This window comes from Holzapfeliella floricola DSM 23037 = JCM 16512, assembly GCF_001436605.1.
Classification (GTDB): Bacteria; Bacillota; Bacilli; order Lactobacillales; family Lactobacillaceae; genus Holzapfeliella; species Holzapfeliella floricola.
Window position 1 is genome coordinate 275,376 of the sequence record NZ_AYZL01000020.1, and the last position, 16,218, is coordinate 291,593.

The following is a 16,218-nucleotide window of genomic DNA, read 5'->3' on the forward strand; positions in this document are numbered from 1 at the left end:
CTTTTTTTGCAATAAAAAAACCTATGCATAAACATGCATAGGGACGATTAATCGCGGTTCCACCCTAATTCCGAAAAATTCGGCTACTTAATTGTAAAACTACTCCATAGTGCCCTTCATTTATTCCTAAATCTATGGCTCTCACTAATCCACAGTCGCTTAAATTTAGATTCAATAAACTACTAATCTACTTCATTATAGCTTCGATATACACTTAATAGAATACACTTTATATGTCATAGTTTCAATATAATTATAAGAAAATTTAACAATTAACTTAAACGATTAACCAGTCTGTCATTTGATTTAAGTACTGTTTAGATTTTAAATTCATTTCTAATGTTTCATTATAAATCCGATCAATTGCTTTCGATAATCTTGATTGTGTTTTAAGCTTGATAGTTACTTGATTTAACTTATCTAGCGGCACAAAAGCTAAGGTCCTTAAAAGACTCACTTCTTGAACTGACAAATCTAATAGTTGAATATTATTAATCTGTGATAAGTGCTTTTGACATAATATGCCACCTTTTTCAATTGAGTACTTAAAGTCACCTACAGTATTGTGACAAATAACACATTTTTTTAATTCAGGAGCAACACCAAATGCTTTGAGCATTTTTAACTGAAAAATTTGCATCACAATTTCTGGATTTTTACCTTCATTAATTTTTAACAGTGCTTGTTTAAGTAAGTTATAATAATCATTTTCTACCTGATAGTCAACAAAGGCATGATTAGCCAAATCACACAAAAAAGTAGCATAGGCACTTTTTTCAATATCCGTAATAATAGTTTCAAACTGAGTAACTTTTTTAGTGGTATTGAGCCTACTAATACGATTAGGCTTTATATCAATCAGATAATGACCATAAGAAAAATTAAGTACACTACTATTTAACTTCGACTTAGGTCTTTTAGCACCTTTAACAATCATCGTAAACAAACCATAATCTTGAGTAAAAATTCGGACTAACACATCAGTTTCTTGATAAGGTTGCCTTTTAAAAACAATCCCTTCAACCCATTGTTTGTTCATTAGCTCAAATCTTTAGGATTATAGCCTGACTGTGCTAAGAACAACGGATCTTTACGCCAGTTCTTTTGGACTTTAACCCAAAGTTTTAAGTTGATTTTTTCGCCAAGTAAGTTTTCAATTTCTTGACGAGACTTAATTCCAATACGTTTTAATAAACTGGCACCTTGCCCAATCACGATAGCTTTTTGGCTGTTTCGTTCGACAAAGATAGTCGCATCAATTTGAAGTTTCCCTTCGATACGCTCGCTCATTTGATTGACTAAAACAGCGACTGAATGAGGAATTTCATCATGAGTAAATTCCAGTATTTTTTCACGAATAAGTTCAGCTACAACAAAATATTCGGGTCTATCTGTTAGCTGATCTTCATCATAAAATTGCGGACCAACAGGAAGTTCATCTCCTAGTTGATCTAATAATTCTTCAACATTATTCCCCTGTATTGCAGAAATTGGATAAACCTCTTTAAAATCTAGCTCATGACGATACTGTTCAATATAAGCCAATAAATCATCTGGATGAACCAAATCGATCTTATTGATAATAAGGTAGACAGGTTTTTTTACATCTTGTAATAAGTTTAATATAAATCTGTCACCAGGTCCCATCTTATCTTCAGCAGATACCATAAATAAAATGACGTCAACTTGATTCAACATTCCTAATGAAGATTTAGACATAAAGTCATCTAGTTGGTTTTTAGGCTTGTGAACACCAGGTGTATCCAAAAATACCATTTGAGCTTTTTCTGAAGTATAAATACCATTAATGTTGTTACGTGTTGTTTGAGCTTTTTCTGACATTATTGCGATTTTTTCACCAATAATACGATTCATTAATGTTGATTTACCAACATTGGGACGACCAATAATCCCCACAAAACCTGATCTAAATTCGTTATTTTCCATTGTTAAGCTCCTCGCTTGTAAAATAATAAGGTAAAATTTCTTTCAAACTAAATTGTTTAAGATCCTCTGTTTTAGCAGATGCTAAAAAGATACGTGTTTTTTGAGTCAATAACTCACTCATCACCTGACGGCAAGCACCACAAGGCGAAATGGCACTAGGCGTATTCCCAATAACCACAAAGTCTGTGATAATTGGTCGTTCATCATTTTGATTAATGCTTTCAAATAAACACACACGTTCGGCACACATCGTCAATCCATAAGATGCGTTTTCAACATTAATTCCTTTGTAAATATTGCCTTGAGCATCAAGTGCAACAGCTGCAACTGGAAAACGAGAATAAGGAACATAGGCTCTTTTTAAATGATTTTTAGCAATTTGTACTAATTGTATTATCTCCATATTGTGTTATTTCTCCACTAATTGATAAATTTAGGAATAAAAATAATGGCACCAATAATAACCGCCATCATAGCTGTCAAAACAACGAAACCTGCAGCAGTATCTTTTGCATACTTAGCATAATCATGATATTTAAAATCCGCAGCTAAATCAACAACTGTCTCAATTGAAGTATTAGCCACTTCAGCTATAATAACTGAAAAAATCGAAAATATAACCCAAAGCCATTCAGCATGTGAGATTTTATAATAAAAACTAACGATAATTACAATTATACTAACGATAATATCAATTTTAAAATTACGTTCAACTTTTAAAACATGTAAAATACCATCTACAGCATGTTTTAATGATTGAAAAAAGTGACGGTTTTTTTGTATCTGTTTTTTATCTTTTAAGGCCATAATCATCTAAGATTTGGTTTTGTAACCCAATCATTTCCTTTTCTTCTTCCGGATCAATGTGATCATACCCACTTAAATGAAGAAAACCATGAACCAAAGTATATCCAAATTCACGGTCGAATCCATGACCATATTCTTCTCCATGCTCCGCAACAATTGCTGGACAAATAATTAAATCACCAATATTTCTGGCAATACCAAATGTTTGCTGAAGCATTTCAATTTCATCTTGATCTTCGCCATCTTCAATTGCAAAACTGATTACGTCTGTTGAATTATCTTTACCACGATAAGTCTGGTTAATTTTTTTGATTTCATCTTCACTGACAAAACTGACGGACATTTCAATAGATTGTTCAGGTGCAATTTTATCTTTGGTATAATCTAACAACCTTTGAGCCCAGTCTACTTGTTTTGAACTCAATAAATTTTCTTCGTTTATAATAGTAATATCTAATTGGCTCATTCTTGTTCCTCATTCTTTTCGTAAGCTTCAATAATTTTAGTGACAACCGGATTCCTTACAACATCATTAGCTGAAAAATTCACAAACTTAATGGCACTAATATCTTGTAGCCTTTGCTTTGCTTCAATTAATCCGCTTTTAGCATTATAAGGTAAATCGACTTGTGTAATATCTCCATTCACAATCATCTTTGAGTCAAATCCTAAACGTGTTAAAAACATTTTCATCTGTGAACGTGTTGTATTTTGAGCTTCATCTAAAATCACGAACGCAGAGTCTAATGTGCGTCCTCTCATATAAGCTAGTGGCGCAATCTCAATGATTTCTCGTTCCATTAACCTATTTGTTGCTTCAGTACCAAAAATCGCATACAGTGCATCATAGATAGGACGTAGATAAGGATCAATTTTGTCTTTTAAATCTCCGGGTAAAAATCCTAAATTTTCTCCTGCTTCAACTGCTGGTCTAGTTAGTATTATTCTTTCTACTTCTCCTCTTTTGAAAGCGGATATAGCCATGATAACAGCTAAGTAAGTTTTTCCTGTTCCTGCTGGACCAATACCAAACACAACATCATGATGTTTAATAGCCTCAACATAGTGAGCTTGACTAAGGTTTTTGATTCGGATTGGCTTTCCTTTTGCGTCTCTAATCAATATTTTTTGATAAAGATCTTCAAAATAATCAAGAGTGCCTTTTTGTGCCATCTTTATCGCGCTCATTACATCTGAACCATTAATTTTAACACACTGACTGATTAAATTTGAAAGTGACTTTAATAATTGTTCAACTAATAAAACATCTGGTTCTAAACCTTTAAGGCTAATACCATCACCCTGGTTAGTCAACTCAACGTCAAAGTAATCTTGTATTAATTTTAAGTATTGATCATTAACACCAACTAAACTAATCAAATCATCAGAATTTAGGGTTTGGAAATAGGTGTTTTTCATCATTGTCTCTGCCAATAATACGCCTCCAAAAGTATATTTATATCTACACTAATAATAAAGCTTTTTGGGGCGAAAAAAAACCCTTATTTCTGGAAATATAACCAAAAATAAGGGTTTTACGAGACGTTATCTCTTACGTTTACGAGCTGCTTCAGATTTTAATTTTCTTTTTACACTTGGTTTTTCGTAAAATTCGCGTTTACGGTACTCTTGGAGTGTACCACTTTTAGAAACGGAACGTTTGAAGCGACGAAGAGCATCATCAAGAGATTCGTTGTCATGAACGACTGTCTTTGCCATATGATATCCCTCCTTCCATTTCTATGACCCTATAGGTCAACTAATTACAAGATTATTATATCGAACAAAGATAACCAGGTCAACAAAATATCACTATGTTTTTTAATTTAATTCTTAATTATTACTTTTCAGCTAAAATCACTTGTTTCAATTGACTGTCAAATGTCTTTTGACGTAGCATATCAATTTCATACTTATAAGGTGAATATTTCTTTTTAGGATCTGATTCATCAGGAATAAATGGTGTTTCAAGTATTTTAGGTAAAGTTTTAAAAGAGTCATAGTAGGCTACTTTTTGGAGAGTTTCGAATCCTAGTTCTCCAAAGCCTAAATTCTCGTGGCGATCTTTGTGAGAGGCTAATCCAAACTTAGAATCATTCAAATGAATCACTGAAATTCGATTAACTCCGATTATTTTATCAAATTCAGCCATTACACCTTCAAAATTATTTTTGATATCATATCCTGCATCATAAACATGACAGGTATCAAATGTGACTGATAATCGATTAGAGTAATTAGACCCTTCAATAATTTGAGCAATTTCTTCAAAGGTTTTACCAATTTCGGTCCCTTTTCCGGCCATTGTTTCAAGTGCAATGCTGACAGTCTTTGTCTCACTTTTTTCAATTGCCTCATCTAATCCCTTGATGATTTGAGCAATAGCTGCTGCTTCACCAGATCCAACGTGCGATCCTGGATGAAAACTAATATATTTAGCTCCAATAGCTTCAGCACGCTTCATTTCATCAGCTAAGAAATTAACCGCAAACGTAAAGTTTTCAGGCTTTTTCACGTTCCCTAAATTGATAATATACGGGGCATGTACTACGATGGGATTAATGTGATTTTCTTCGATAATAGGTGTTGCTTCTTCAATATTAAAATCAGCTAACGGACGCCTTCTCGTATTTTGTGGAGCTCCTGTAAATACCATCATGGTATTTGCTTGATTAGCAATAGTTTCTTCTGTAGATAGTAGCAACATTTTCTTACCTGATAGTTTAACGTGGCTACCAATAATTAATGATTCTTTATTCAACTTTAGGCTCCTTAAATCTACCGATAACTTTTTCAGCTTTTGTAATGCTGACAAATGCATACGGATCTTTATTTTGAATAACATGAACAAGTTCATGCATTTCATATCTTGATATTATTGTAAATAAGATAGTTTTTTCTGTATGGCCAAAAGCTCCTTCAACATCATGAATTATCGTAATTCCGCGACGCATTTTGTCTTGGATATCATCAATAAGATCTCTAGGATGCTCAGTTATAATCATTACTTGCATTTTTTGATTTTGCGTATAAATCATATCAATAACACGGCCATTAACAAAAATTCCTATGGCTGTATAAAAAGCAAATGCCCATCCAAAAATAAATCCAGCTACAGACACAATGATTAGGTTAAAAAAGATGTTGATAGTTCCAAAACTATGACCCGTTTTTTTACGAATGATGATGCCAATAATATCTAATCCACCAGTTGAAATACCACTCTTTAAAGCAAATCCAGTTCCAGCACCGTTGACCACTCCCCCAAATAATGCACAGATAATTGGATCAAACTGTGTACTAATTGGTGGCATAACTTTCATCATAATTGATGAAAAAGCAACAGCCAAGACTGTATACAAAGTAAACTTATGACCGATTTTCAGCCATCCCATAATAACTAACGGAATATTCAAAGCAAAATACATTATATTCGTTGGTAATATGTTGTGTGATAAACTTTGAATAATTTGTGCAAACCCTGTCACACCACTTGCGTAAATATGACCTGGTTCCCAAAAAAAGTTTAATGCAATCGATACACATAATGCATAAATAACAGCCGCACTAATTTTGGAAAAATTTGTGTGCTGTCGTCTTATTTGCGACAGTTGATCCATAGTTTTTACTTCCTTTTATTTAAACTTATCCTAAGTTTAACAAAAAAACTAATTTTTTAAAGGAATTATCTACTATTTCCATACTTCTTTCTTGAACTGTTCGCGACCACCTAGTTCTTCCATTTCAAATCTTACTGGATCTTTTTTATAAAAGTCTTGATGATAGTCTTCTGCCTCATAAAATGGCGCTTCTTTTTCGATTTTTGTAACAATTGGATTTTCAAAACGCCCGCTTTTTTTAAGCTCATCTCTAGATTTTTGAGCTATTACTTGTTGACTATCCTTATGGTAAAAGATAACTGGACGGTACGAATCACCACGGTCTTGGAATTGACCCATCGCATCAGTTGGGTCTGTTTGACGCCAGTAAATTTCAACAAGTTCTGAATAAGAAATAACGTCAGCATCATACTCTATCTTGACTGCTTCGGTGTGACCTGTCGTACCCGCACAAACTTGTTCGTATGTTGGACTTTCAACATGGCCGCCCGTATAACCAGAAGTTACTCTAATAATTCCTGGTTGTTCATCAAAAGGTTTGACCATACACCAAAAACAACCACCTGCAAAAATTGCATACTCTTTTTTCATATCCAACTAACCTCCTAAGTCTTATTTGTTAAATAAAATTAAGTATTTGCCATACCCTTTTTCTTCAAGTTGATTTACCGGAATGAAACGTAATGCAGCTGAATTAATACAGTATCTCATGCCACCTTTTTCAAGTGGTCCATCATTAAATACATGTCCCAAGTGTGAATCAGCGTCTTTACTTTTGACTTCGATTCTCTCCATACCATGAGAAGAGTCTCTTTTTTCAACCACTTTGTCGATTGGTTTTGTGAATGATGGCCAGCCACAACCAGCATCGTATTTATCTGTTGAAGAAAATAATGGCTCACCACTTACAACATCCACAAAAATACCATCTTGCCAAAAATCATCATATTCACCCGTAAACGGTGCTTCTGTTGCAGCGTTTTGTGTCACTTCGTATTGTTCTTTAGTTAATTGTTCTCTTAAATCTTTAGACATTATAATTCTCCTCTCGAACTTCTTTTTAGTAAGTTTAAGGTTAGTATATCAAAAAAATAATTGTTTACAACCTTTTAACAAAATAAAAAACGACAAATAATTTAATATTTATCGTTTTTTTATTAATTAATCTCTTGTTTCGATACCTAACTCTGCTAGTTGTGCATCAGAAACTTCTGCAGGAGCATTCATCATTGGTTCACTTGCTTTTGAGTTTTTAGGGAAAGCAATAACATCACGAATGTTATCGCGACCAGCAAGTAACATTGCAAAACGGTCTAATCCGATTGCTAATCCACCATGTGGTGGAAAACCAAAATCAAGTGCATCTAGTAAGAATCCAAACTGTTCTTTAGCACTTTCTTCTGTAAATCCTAGAACTTTAAACATTTTTTCTTGGATTTCGCGATCATGAATACGGATTGATCCTCCACCTAGTTCATAACCATTCAATACAATATCGTAACTACGAGCATGTGCTTTATGAGGTTCAGTATCTAATAATTTAACGCCTTCATCGTCAGGCATCGTGAAAGGATGATGAGCTGCTGCCCATTTTTCATCGCCTTCGTCGTATTCAAATAACGGCCAGTCAACGATCCATAAGAAATTAAACTCTTCTTTATTAATTAAGTTTTGTTCTTTAGCAATTTCAACACGTAAGTAACCTAATGTGTCTGCAACAACTTTAGCACGATCAGCAACAAATAATACCAATTCATCTCCTACAAGGTTCAATTTGTCTTTCAATTCATTATGTTGATCAGTTACAAATTTAGCAACAGGACCATTAAATTCGCCATCAACAAATTTCATCCAAGCTAATCCTTTTGCACCAAAACGTTTAATGTATTCTTGTTTTTGATCAATTTGTTTACGTGAGTATTCATTTGCACCATTTTTGATAACGATAGCTTTAACTTGTCCACCACTAGCTACTGCTCCAGAAAACACTTTAAAGTCACTATCTTTGAATAGGTCTGATAAATCTTGAAGTTTCATATCAAAACGTGTATCAGGTTTGTCAGAACCATAGTTTGCCATTGCATCATGCCATGACATTCTTTGGAATGGTGTTTTGACATCAAGACCTTTTACGTCTTTCATTACCTTTTTGATTAAACCTTCAGTGATATCTTGGATCTGTTCTTCATCTAAGAAAGTTGTTTCCATATCGATTTGAGTAAACTCAGGTTGTCGGTCTCCACGTAAATCTTCATCACGGAAACAGCGTGAGATTTGGTAGTAACGGTCAAATCCAGCACTCATCAATAGTTGTTTAAATAATTGAGGAGATTGAGGTAAAGCGTAAAAACTACCTGGATAAACACGTGAAGGAACTAAGTAGTCGCGAGCACCTTCTGGTGTTGATTTACCTAAATAAGGTGTTTCGATATCAATAAATCCTTGTTCGTCAAAGAAGGCGTGAATTGAGTGCATCATTTTTGAACGCATCATAATGCCGCGTTGCATTTCAGGACGACGCAAATCTAAGTAACGATATTTTAACTTAGTTTCTTCTGAAGCTTGCACGTCATCACTGATGTCGAATGGTGGTGTTTTTGCTTTATTAAGCAATTCAATACCATCTACTTCAACTTCAATTTTACCCGTTGGATTGTTTAGATTTTGTGTTGCTTCTGAACGTTTAACGACTTTACCATGAACTGAAATAACGTCTTCAGCACGCAATGTTTCAGCAACGGCTAGTGCATCTGCACTAAAAGCTGTATTGAAAACAAGTTGAACAAATCCAGAACGGTCTCTTAAGTCAACAAAGATTAAGCTTCCTAAACTACGACGTTTTTGAACCCATCCGTGAAGTGTCACATGTTTTTCTACTAATTCTTCGGTCACTTGACCATTATAAGCTGTACGTTTTTCCATTTTCACTATCCCCTAGTTAATTTCTTTTAATAATTGTAGTGCATTTTTGTTTAAAGACTTAAAATCTACAACAGTTTGTGAACCATCTTCAAGATTTTTAAGTGTTGCAGCTTGTTTTTCGACTTCTTGATCTCCAATAGTCAAAATATACTTAGCTTGATGACGATCAGCTGATTTAAATTGGTTCTTAAGTTTACGTTGTGAAACATCAAAAACAACTTTAATTCTTTGATTTCTCAAAGAACGCGCTAGTTTCAAAACAGTTGCCACAGAATTATCACCAACATTAGCAATATAAATCTCTGGACCTTCTGTTGCAAACATTTCAGGGTTTTGTTGTTGTAAAACTAGCATCAGTCTCTCAAATCCAATACCAAAACCAATGGCTGGTGTTTCAGGGCCTGAAAATTCTTCGACTAATTTATCGTAGCGACCACCCGCTAGCACAGTGCTTTTGCTTTGCCACAAGTTTTTATCTTCAATCATAAATTCAAAGATTGTTCCTGTGTAGTAATCTAAACCACGAACCAAGTTATCATCGATTTGATAATTAATACCTAACTCATCAAGCATACTTAAAACAAAGCCGAAATGTTGGTTAGTTTCATCATCTAAATAATCACGTAACTTAGGTGCATCTGCCACCAGTTCTTGATCACGTTTATCTTTTGAATCTAAAATCCTAAGTGGATTCACTTGTAAACGTTGTTTAGAATCATCTGATAATTCATCTTTAAAAGGCTCAAAATAATTAACTAGTGCTTCGTGATAATTTTTTCTAACTTCTGCGTTCCCTAGTGAGTTAAGATGTAATTCAAAGTTTTGAACATTTAATTTTTGTAGTAAATCATGGGCTAATAAGATGATTTCGACATCTTGCATTGGATGCGTTGCACCAAATGCTTCCACACCAATTTGATGAAACTGTCTTTGACGTCCAGCTTGCGGACGTTCATAACGAAACATTGGACCTATGTAGAATAGTTTCACTGGTTTTTCGTGTTCAGGTGCATACAGTTTATTTTCAACGTATGAGCGAACGGTTCCAGCTGTCCCTTCTGGTCTCAATGCAATATGACGATTTCCTTTATCGAAGAAATCATACATTTCTTTTGATACAACATCTGAAGATTCACCACTAGAACGAGCAAATAACTCATATTGTTCAAAAATAGGCGTTCTGATTTCATTGAAATCATACAGATCCATAAAATTTCTAACTTCAGTTTCAACATACTGCCAACGATTAGATTCACCCGGTAATATGTCAACTGTTCCCTTAGGTTTTTGTAACTTCATACACAAGACCCTTCTCTATCCAGTTTTTTGTCTTATTCATTAGTATAGAATACTAGAAAAAGATGCTCTATGTCAATTTAGACTACAGCTCATAAACAATTGTGACAGGTCCATCATTAACTGATGCAACTGCCATATCTGCTCCAAATTGTCCTTCTTTAACTGTTAAGCTTTCTTCTCTTAATAAGTCATTGAACTGATTATAAAATTCTTCAGCTTGTTTAGGTGCCATGGCTTCTTGAAAATGAGGACGATTGCCCTTCTTGGTATTGGCAAGTAAAGTGAATTGACTCACTGATAAAATTTCACCTGCTACATCTTTAATGCTCAAATTCATTTTTTGATTATCATCACTAAAGATTCTCATTTTAGCAATTTTTTGTGCTGCTTTTTGCAGCATATCCGGCGTGTCATCTTGATGAACACCGACTAGTAACAGTAACCCTTTTTTAATTTGTGAGTACAATTGATTATCAATTGTCACACTAGCTTCTTGTACACGTTGAATAACAATTTTCATTATTGATCTGCTCTCTTTGCTTCATAAACATCTGGAATATTTTTTATTTGTATCAAAATTTCATTAAGGTGTTGTGAGTTTTTAACAGAGACGGTTAAGCGAACGTGTGCCATATCATTATGATCAACGCGACCGCTAATATTAGATAGCTTCTTAGAAACTGCATTGAGCTTTTGAAGAATGTCATTTAGCAAACCACTACGGTTAAAGCCATAGATACTTAGATTTGCAAAGTATGTTTGATCTTTTGAAGAAACATCCATCCATTCAACATCCATTACACGACCTTCAATACGGTCTGACTCACTGATATTTGAGCAATCAGCACGGTGAATTGTGACACCTCGTCCCTTTGTCACATAGCCGACAATCGCATCCCCAGGTACCGGATTACAGCATTTGGCTAGTCTAACTAATAAGTTATTCAATCCTTGGATAATAACACCATTTTCATGCTGAATCTGCATCTTAGTTGGTTCATGCTGTTTAGATCGATCGATTTGGTTATGTGCTTTATTATCAACAGAAGACAAGATTGAATCTTCTAGTTCCTTGCGTTTTTGTGCTTCGTTTTCACGACGTCTTTTTTCGGTTAAGCGATTAGCTGCAACAAGAGGGGTTATTTCACCATAACCAACAGAGCTAAATAATTCTTCTTTGGAGCCAAAATTAAATCGGTCAACTAGTTCTTGAATGTGTTCCTTATCCATAAATTCTTTTGGTGAATAACCCATTTCAATCAATTGGTTTTCAATGTCGTTATGGCCTTTTTCAATATTTTCATCTTTAGTCTGATTTTTAAAGTAACGTCTGATTTTGTTTCGTGCTCGGGATGTCTTAACGATATTAGTCCAATCGCGACTTGGATTAGCATTTGATGATGTATTGATTTCGATTATATCGCCATTTTTCATCTTATAATCAAGTGGTACCATCTTAGCATTAACACGTGCTCCGACTGCATGGTTCCCTACTTCTGTATGAACCAAATAAGCAAAGTCTAATGGGATAGAGCCTTTTGGCAATTCATAGACATCACCTTTCGGTGTGAAAACATAAACTCGATCAGAGAACAAGTCTCCTTTAACGCTTTCCATGAAATCTCGTGCGTTAGTTGAATCTTCTCGTAAATCTAAAATTTCACGAAAAATATCGATTTTTTCACCAGCTTCATCAATTCGAACGGGAGAACTAACTCCTTCTTTATAAGCCCAATGAGCTGCGATACCAAATTCAGCAATTTCATGCATTTCTTCAGTTCTGATTTGAATTTCAAGAGGCTTTCCACCAGGCCCAATAATGGTAGTATGAAGTGATTGATAGCCATTAGCCTTAGGAACTGCAATATAGTCCTTAAAACGTCGCGGTACAGGTTTCCATTTTGTATGGACTGCACCTAAAACTGCATAACAGTCTCTCACATTTTTAACTAGAATACGAACAGCAGATAAATCGTAAAGTTCATCAAATTGTTTATGCTTATCCTTCATCTTTTTGTAGATAGAGTAAATGTGTTTTGGACGACCATAAATATTGTATTCTATATTCAAATCATCCAATGTTGTCTCCATTGTACTAATAGCATCAGCAATGTAGCCTTCACGTTCACTACGTTTGGTCTTCATTAAACTTACTATACGATAATATTGTTGTGGATTTAAATAATGAAGTGAAATATCTTCTAATTCCCATTTAATTTTACTAATTCCTAGACGGTCTGCTAATGGTGCATAAATTTCAATTGTTTCTGTTGAAATCCGACGTTGCTTATCTGGTCTTAAGTGACCTAAAGTCCGCATATTGTGTAAACGGTCTGCTAGTTTAACCATGATAACACGCAAATCTTGAGCCATAGCGATTAACATTTTTCGATGATTTTCTGCGAGTTGTTCTTCGTGTGACATATACTTAATTTTACCAAGCTTTGTTACACCATCAACAATGGTCGCAACATCTTTACCGAAGAGTTCTTCGACATCTCCAAGCGTTACTTCCGTATCTTCAACAACATCATGCAAAAACCCACTGACAATAGTCTCTGGATCCATTCTTAATTCAGCTAAACTTCCTGCTACTTGAATAGGATGAATAATATATGGTTGTCCCGATTGACGTTTTTGGTCTTTGTGTAGATAGGCTGCAAATTCATAGGCTTTTTTCACAAAGTCTAAGTGTTCTTGATTCATGTATTCAGCGCAAAGATCAAATACCTCTGTGACTGTTAAATCTTTATGTTTAGACATAGTCTCAACCCCTAGCTTTTCTGTAGTTATTATAGTTGAATTATAACAACCTTAATTTTAAAATACCAATTTAATCATCAATGTCTCAACTCTGTTTGATAAGATAACGTACTTAGAAAGTATAGTGGTGCTGTTTCAACTCTCAAAATACGTGGACCTAATGCTGCAACATCGGCACCTTGATTCACTAAACTTGACACTTCTTCTTGTGCCAATCCACCTTCAGGACCAAATACACCCAGCAATTTTTGACAAGGTTGTACTTGTTCAAATACTTTAACTAAGTTAGACTTTTCGGATTGTTTGGCTGCTTCTTCATAAGCTACTACAGTCTGATCAAACTCTGATAGTGATAGATCACTTAATTTATCTAGCACTTTGACTTCAGGGACTATTGATCGTCTTGATTGTTCAGCAGCTTGTTTAGCAATCGTATTTAACCGGTCTAACTTTTTGGCCAGTCTATCGGCTTTTAATTTGGCTACAGCATACCTAGAGTTAAAGAAAATAAAGGTATTAGCTCCAAGTTCTGTTCCTTTTTGGATAATCCATTCTGCTTTTTCTTTTTTAGGCATCCCCACTAATAAAGTAACATCTTGTTGAAGCTCGACTTGGCGAGTTTGTTCCGCAAAGATTTTAACTTCGACACTTTTGTTTTCTAAACTAATGATTTTAGCTTGAAAAACATGATGATTTTGATCAACGAGTTCAAGTTCATCATCTACTTTGCTTCTTCTAACACGTGATACACGATGTGCAATATCTTTAGGTAGTGATATTATTTGGTCAACAACTAAAGGCTCCTCTAAAAAATAATGTTGCATACTTACACCTCTTGTTTTTTCACGAGTAAACTTACCCATGTTTTTTGATGCATCTCACTAACCACTTCAAAATTATAAGCAGTCAACTTCGCAACCAACTTGTCACGTTGAGCTTGATCAATGCCTGATAAAATAACTACACCATTATCATCCAAATGCTCTGCTAAATTCGGTACCAGTTCCATCAAAATTTCAGCTAAAATATTGGCAATAATAATGTCACATTCACCTGAAACTTGTTCTAGCAAATCACTTTCTTGTAAAGTGATTTGGCTTTCCAACCGATTTAATTTGATGTTTTCTTCAGCAAAAGTCAACGCATGCGCATCAATATCAGTTCCAATGACTTGTTTAGCTCCCATTTTATGTGCAGCAATCGCTAAAATTCCTGAACCTGTTCCAAGGTCTAACACGCGTGCATTTTCTTTAACCATTGTTTTTTCAAGGTATTGTAAAGCTAACTGCGTTGTGATGTGCGTTCCTGTCCCAAAGGACATCCCTGGATCTAAACGGATAATCTGTTCAGACTGTGAAGCTAATTGATAGTCTTCCCATTCAGGAACAACTGTAAACCAATGAGACAGACGAACAGGATGATAGTACTCTTTCCAATTATTTTCCCAGTCTTGATTAATAATACGATTTAATGCAATTACACCTGAACCTATGTTTAATTGGTATCCTTTTAGTTCAGTTAACTTTTCTTTAGTTTTAATGGGCAATGTTTCATCAAAATCAGCTTCATCAAAGTAACCACTAACTTCTGCTGACTCTGGTAAATCTTTAATATCATCTGTAACGATTAGTTCACCGTACCCTGGCGTATTTTTATTTTCAAAATCTTGACGATCCCTGGTTTGAATACCTAAAGCCCCATTAGCCATTAAAAAAGCTGATAACGCTTCAACAGAATCTGTCGCTGTTTGAATTGATAATTCGATTAAATTCAAAATATTCCCTCGCTTCAATTAAAATTATGGTTACATTATAACTTATTTTTACGTGGATTTCTTTTGACACTTAAAAATCACATTGCTAAGATTATACTTATTACAAATAAAAAGGAGTCTTTAAATGTCTAAGAAAAAAACTAAGATATCAAAAACATTAGTTGAAAAAATGTTAGATCAGCAAAAAATTGCTTATCAATCGATAATTGCCCCTACAGTTAAAGATGGGGATGTTGACTCTTTAGATACTGCCAACTTCCCGCAACATACTACAACTATTTATAAAACACTTGTCCTCAAGGGTACTGAAAATGCGATTTTAGTTGGTGTTGTTCCATTGGATAAACATCTCAGCTACAAAAAGTTATGCCAACTTTCTGGCGATAAAAAAGTTCACTTGCTACCGTTAAAAGATTTAGAAAAAACAACAGGCTATGTTCACGGAGCAAACACGCCAATCGGTATTTATGACAAACTAAAAGTTCCTATCTTCTATGATCAACAAGCCAATTCAGAAGATGAAATTATTGTTTCCGCTGGAAAAGTTGGTCGCAGTGTTCAAATTAAAGTTTCAGATTTAGTTAATATTACTGCTGGTAAATTTGGTGACATTGCAGAGGAGAAATAATGACTTTTAACCCTTTACAAGAACGCTACGCCTCAATTGAAGTCATGGAAACATTACCAGAAGAATTGATTCATTTAATCTGGGAAACAATTGACAATCAATTATCCGGTCTAGTTCCTCTAGAAAACTTATTAACCTTTACATTATTTTTAAATAACCAAACACAAAAGCTAAAATTTGTACAACCGGGTACAGATTTAGAAGTTGATTTTGATTTAAAAAAGCCCTTTTTAATTAATCAGCCTCTTACAGTACTCGCTTATGATGCCGATAATCACCAAACATTATTATTTGAAAACGAACTAAAAACCCCTTAAAGCTAGTTTATAGCTTTAAGGGGTTTTTTCGTTAAGGAGCGTACAGGATTTGAACCTGCGCGCCGGTATTAACCGGTTCGCCGGATTTCGAGTCCGGTGCATTACCACTCTGCCAACGCTCCATAATCAAGGATAATCCTT

Annotated in this window: 19 protein-coding genes and 1 tRNA gene; 2 read left to right on the forward strand and 18 right to left on the reverse strand. The window is 34.5% G+C overall.

The window, feature by feature from the left end; all coding sequences use genetic code 11:
* Window positions 1-277: 277 nt before the first annotated feature.
* The 17 genes from recO to prmA all read right to left on the reverse strand — a co-directional run bounded on the left by recO (window position 278) and on the right by prmA (window position 15,132).
* The gene (recO, locus tag FC86_RS05555; protein ID WP_056975079.1) at window positions 278-1,039 is read right to left on the reverse strand and encodes a DNA repair protein RecO; all 762 of its coding nucleotides are present in this window, start codon (window positions 1,037-1,039) and stop codon (window positions 278-280) included.
* Window positions 1,039-1,947 (reverse strand): GTPase Era, encoded by a 909-nt coding sequence (era, locus tag FC86_RS05560; protein ID WP_056975080.1) that lies wholly within the window; start codon window positions 1,945-1,947, stop codon window positions 1,039-1,041. Before era ends, recO begins: the two co-directional genes overlap by 1 nt.
* The gene (gene cdd / locus FC86_RS05565; RefSeq protein ID WP_056975081.1) at window positions 1,937-2,350 is read right to left on the reverse strand and encodes a cytidine deaminase; all 414 of its coding nucleotides are present in this window, start codon (window positions 2,348-2,350) and stop codon (window positions 1,937-1,939) included. The genes era and cdd overlap by 11 nt, the downstream gene beginning before the upstream one ends.
* A gap of 17 nt (window positions 2,351-2,367) precedes the next feature.
* A complete protein-coding gene (locus tag FC86_RS05570; protein ID WP_056975082.1) occupies window positions 2,368-2,760 on the reverse strand; it encodes a diacylglycerol kinase family protein in 393 nt (130 codons plus the stop codon).
* Window positions 2,738-3,220, reverse strand: a complete 483-nt coding sequence (ybeY, locus tag FC86_RS05575) for an rRNA maturation RNase YbeY (protein WP_056975083.1) — start codon at window positions 3,218-3,220, stop codon at window positions 2,738-2,740. The genes FC86_RS05570 and ybeY overlap by 23 nt, the downstream gene beginning before the upstream one ends.
* On the reverse strand, window positions 3,217-4,173 hold the full coding sequence (locus FC86_RS05580; RefSeq protein WP_056975251.1) for a PhoH family protein: 957 nt from the start codon (window positions 4,171-4,173) through the stop codon (window positions 3,217-3,219). Before FC86_RS05580 ends, ybeY begins: the two co-directional genes overlap by 4 nt.
* A gap of 126 nt (window positions 4,174-4,299) precedes the next feature.
* Window positions 4,300-4,473, reverse strand: coding sequence for a 30S ribosomal protein S21 (rpsU, locus tag FC86_RS05585; RefSeq protein WP_056975084.1), 174 nt, complete (start codon window positions 4,471-4,473; stop codon window positions 4,300-4,302).
* 121 nt (window positions 4,474-4,594) lie between these two features.
* Window positions 4,595-5,515 (reverse strand): deoxyribonuclease IV, encoded by a 921-nt coding sequence (locus FC86_RS05590; RefSeq protein WP_269082366.1) that lies wholly within the window; start codon window positions 5,513-5,515, stop codon window positions 4,595-4,597.
* Complete coding sequence (locus FC86_RS05595; protein WP_056975085.1) at window positions 5,508-6,374, reverse strand: YitT family protein; 867 nt, start codon at window positions 6,372-6,374, stop codon at window positions 5,508-5,510. Before FC86_RS05595 ends, FC86_RS05590 begins: the two co-directional genes overlap by 8 nt.
* Window positions 6,375-6,446: 72 nt before the next feature.
* Window positions 6,447-6,965 carry a peptide-methionine (S)-S-oxide reductase MsrA gene (msrA, locus tag FC86_RS05600; protein ID WP_056975086.1) on the reverse strand — a complete coding sequence of 173 codons (519 nt, stop codon included), beginning with the start codon at window positions 6,963-6,965 and terminating at the stop codon, window positions 6,447-6,449.
* 21 nt (window positions 6,966-6,986) lie between these two features.
* A complete protein-coding gene (msrB, locus tag FC86_RS05605) occupies window positions 6,987-7,409 on the reverse strand; it encodes a peptide-methionine (R)-S-oxide reductase MsrB (protein WP_056975087.1) in 423 nt (140 codons plus the stop codon).
* A gap of 126 nt (window positions 7,410-7,535) precedes the next feature.
* A complete protein-coding gene (gene aspS, locus FC86_RS05610) occupies window positions 7,536-9,296 on the reverse strand; it encodes an aspartate--tRNA ligase (RefSeq protein ID WP_056975088.1) in 1,761 nt (586 codons plus the stop codon).
* Between the two features lie 12 nt (window positions 9,297-9,308).
* On the reverse strand, window positions 9,309-10,595 hold the full coding sequence (gene hisS / locus FC86_RS05615) for a histidine--tRNA ligase (RefSeq protein WP_056975089.1): 1,287 nt from the start codon (window positions 10,593-10,595) through the stop codon (window positions 9,309-9,311).
* Window positions 10,596-10,677: 82 nt separating this feature from the next.
* Window positions 10,678-11,115 carry a D-aminoacyl-tRNA deacylase gene (dtd, locus tag FC86_RS05620; RefSeq protein WP_056975090.1) on the reverse strand — a complete coding sequence of 146 codons (438 nt, stop codon included), beginning with the start codon at window positions 11,113-11,115 and terminating at the stop codon, window positions 10,678-10,680.
* On the reverse strand, window positions 11,115-13,358 hold the full coding sequence (locus FC86_RS05625) for a RelA/SpoT family protein (protein WP_056975091.1): 2,244 nt from the start codon (window positions 13,356-13,358) through the stop codon (window positions 11,115-11,117). Before FC86_RS05625 ends, dtd begins: the two co-directional genes overlap by 1 nt.
* A gap of 77 nt (window positions 13,359-13,435) precedes the next feature.
* Window positions 13,436-14,182 carry an RsmE family RNA methyltransferase gene (locus FC86_RS05630; RefSeq protein WP_056975092.1) on the reverse strand — a complete coding sequence of 249 codons (747 nt, stop codon included), beginning with the start codon at window positions 14,180-14,182 and terminating at the stop codon, window positions 13,436-13,438.
* A gap of 2 nt (window positions 14,183-14,184) precedes the next feature.
* Window positions 14,185-15,132 (reverse strand): 50S ribosomal protein L11 methyltransferase, encoded by a 948-nt coding sequence (prmA, locus tag FC86_RS05635; protein WP_056975093.1) that lies wholly within the window; start codon window positions 15,130-15,132, stop codon window positions 14,185-14,187.
* A gap of 124 nt (window positions 15,133-15,256) precedes the next feature.
* Between prmA and FC86_RS05640 the strand changes: the two genes are divergently transcribed.
* Together FC86_RS05640 and FC86_RS05645 are read left to right on the forward strand one after the other, a co-directional pair.
* Window positions 15,257-15,760: a YbaK/EbsC family protein gene (locus FC86_RS05640; RefSeq protein ID WP_056975094.1), complete on the forward strand. Its 504-nt coding sequence runs from the start codon at window positions 15,257-15,259 to the stop codon at window positions 15,758-15,760.
* A complete protein-coding gene (locus FC86_RS05645; RefSeq protein WP_056975095.1) occupies window positions 15,760-16,077 on the forward strand; it encodes a DUF960 family protein in 318 nt (105 codons plus the stop codon). Before FC86_RS05640 ends, FC86_RS05645 begins: the two co-directional genes overlap by 1 nt.
* 34 nt (window positions 16,078-16,111) lie before the next feature.
* Here FC86_RS05645 and FC86_RS05650 read toward each other — a convergent pair.
* Window positions 16,112-16,199, reverse strand: a tRNA-Ser gene (locus FC86_RS05650).
* Window positions 16,200-16,218 lie beyond the last annotated feature (19 nt).

Coding starts and splice junctions, on each gene's coding strand:
- recO (WP_056975079.1), bottom strand. CDS start 1,039: ATGAACAAACAATGGGTTGAAGGGATTGTTTTTAAAAGGCAACCTTAT.
- era (WP_056975080.1), bottom strand. CDS start 1,947: ATGGAAAATAACGAATTTAGATCAGGTTTTGTGGGGATTATTGGTCGT.
- cdd (WP_056975081.1), bottom strand. CDS start 2,350: ATGGAGATAATACAATTAGTACAAATTGCTAAAAATCATTTAAAAAGA.
- FC86_RS05570 (WP_056975082.1), bottom strand. CDS start 2,760: ATGATTATGGCCTTAAAAGATAAAAAACAGATACAAAAAAACCGTCAC.
- ybeY (WP_056975083.1), bottom strand. CDS start 3,220: ATGAGCCAATTAGATATTACTATTATAAACGAAGAAAATTTATTGAGT.
- FC86_RS05580 (WP_056975251.1), bottom strand. CDS start 4,173: ATGAAAAACACCTATTTCCAAACCCTAAATTCTGATGATTTGATTAGT.
- rpsU (WP_056975084.1), bottom strand. CDS start 4,473: ATGGCAAAGACAGTCGTTCATGACAACGAATCTCTTGATGATGCTCTT.
- FC86_RS05595 (WP_056975085.1), bottom strand. CDS start 6,374: ATGGATCAACTGTCGCAAATAAGACGACAGCACACAAATTTTTCCAAA.
- msrA (WP_056975086.1), bottom strand. CDS start 6,965: ATGAAAAAAGAGTATGCAATTTTTGCAGGTGGTTGTTTTTGGTGTATG.
- msrB (WP_056975087.1), bottom strand. CDS start 7,409: ATGTCTAAAGATTTAAGAGAACAATTAACTAAAGAACAATACGAAGTG.
- aspS (WP_056975088.1), bottom strand. CDS start 9,296: ATGGAAAAACGTACAGCTTATAATGGTCAAGTGACCGAAGAATTAGTA.
- hisS (WP_056975089.1), bottom strand. CDS start 10,595: ATGAAGTTACAAAAACCTAAGGGAACAGTTGACATATTACCGGGTGAA.
- dtd (WP_056975090.1), bottom strand. CDS start 11,115: ATGAAAATTGTTATTCAACGTGTACAAGAAGCTAGTGTGACAATTGAT.
- FC86_RS05625 (WP_056975091.1), bottom strand. CDS start 13,358: ATGTCTAAACATAAAGATTTAACAGTCACAGAGGTATTTGATCTTTGC.
- FC86_RS05630 (WP_056975092.1), bottom strand. CDS start 14,182: ATGCAACATTATTTTTTAGAGGAGCCTTTAGTTGTTGACCAAATAATA.
- FC86_RS05640 (WP_056975094.1), top strand. CDS start 15,257: ATGTCTAAGAAAAAAACTAAGATATCAAAAACATTAGTTGAAAAAATG.
- FC86_RS05645 (WP_056975095.1), top strand. CDS start 15,760: ATGACTTTTAACCCTTTACAAGAACGCTACGCCTCAATTGAAGTCATG.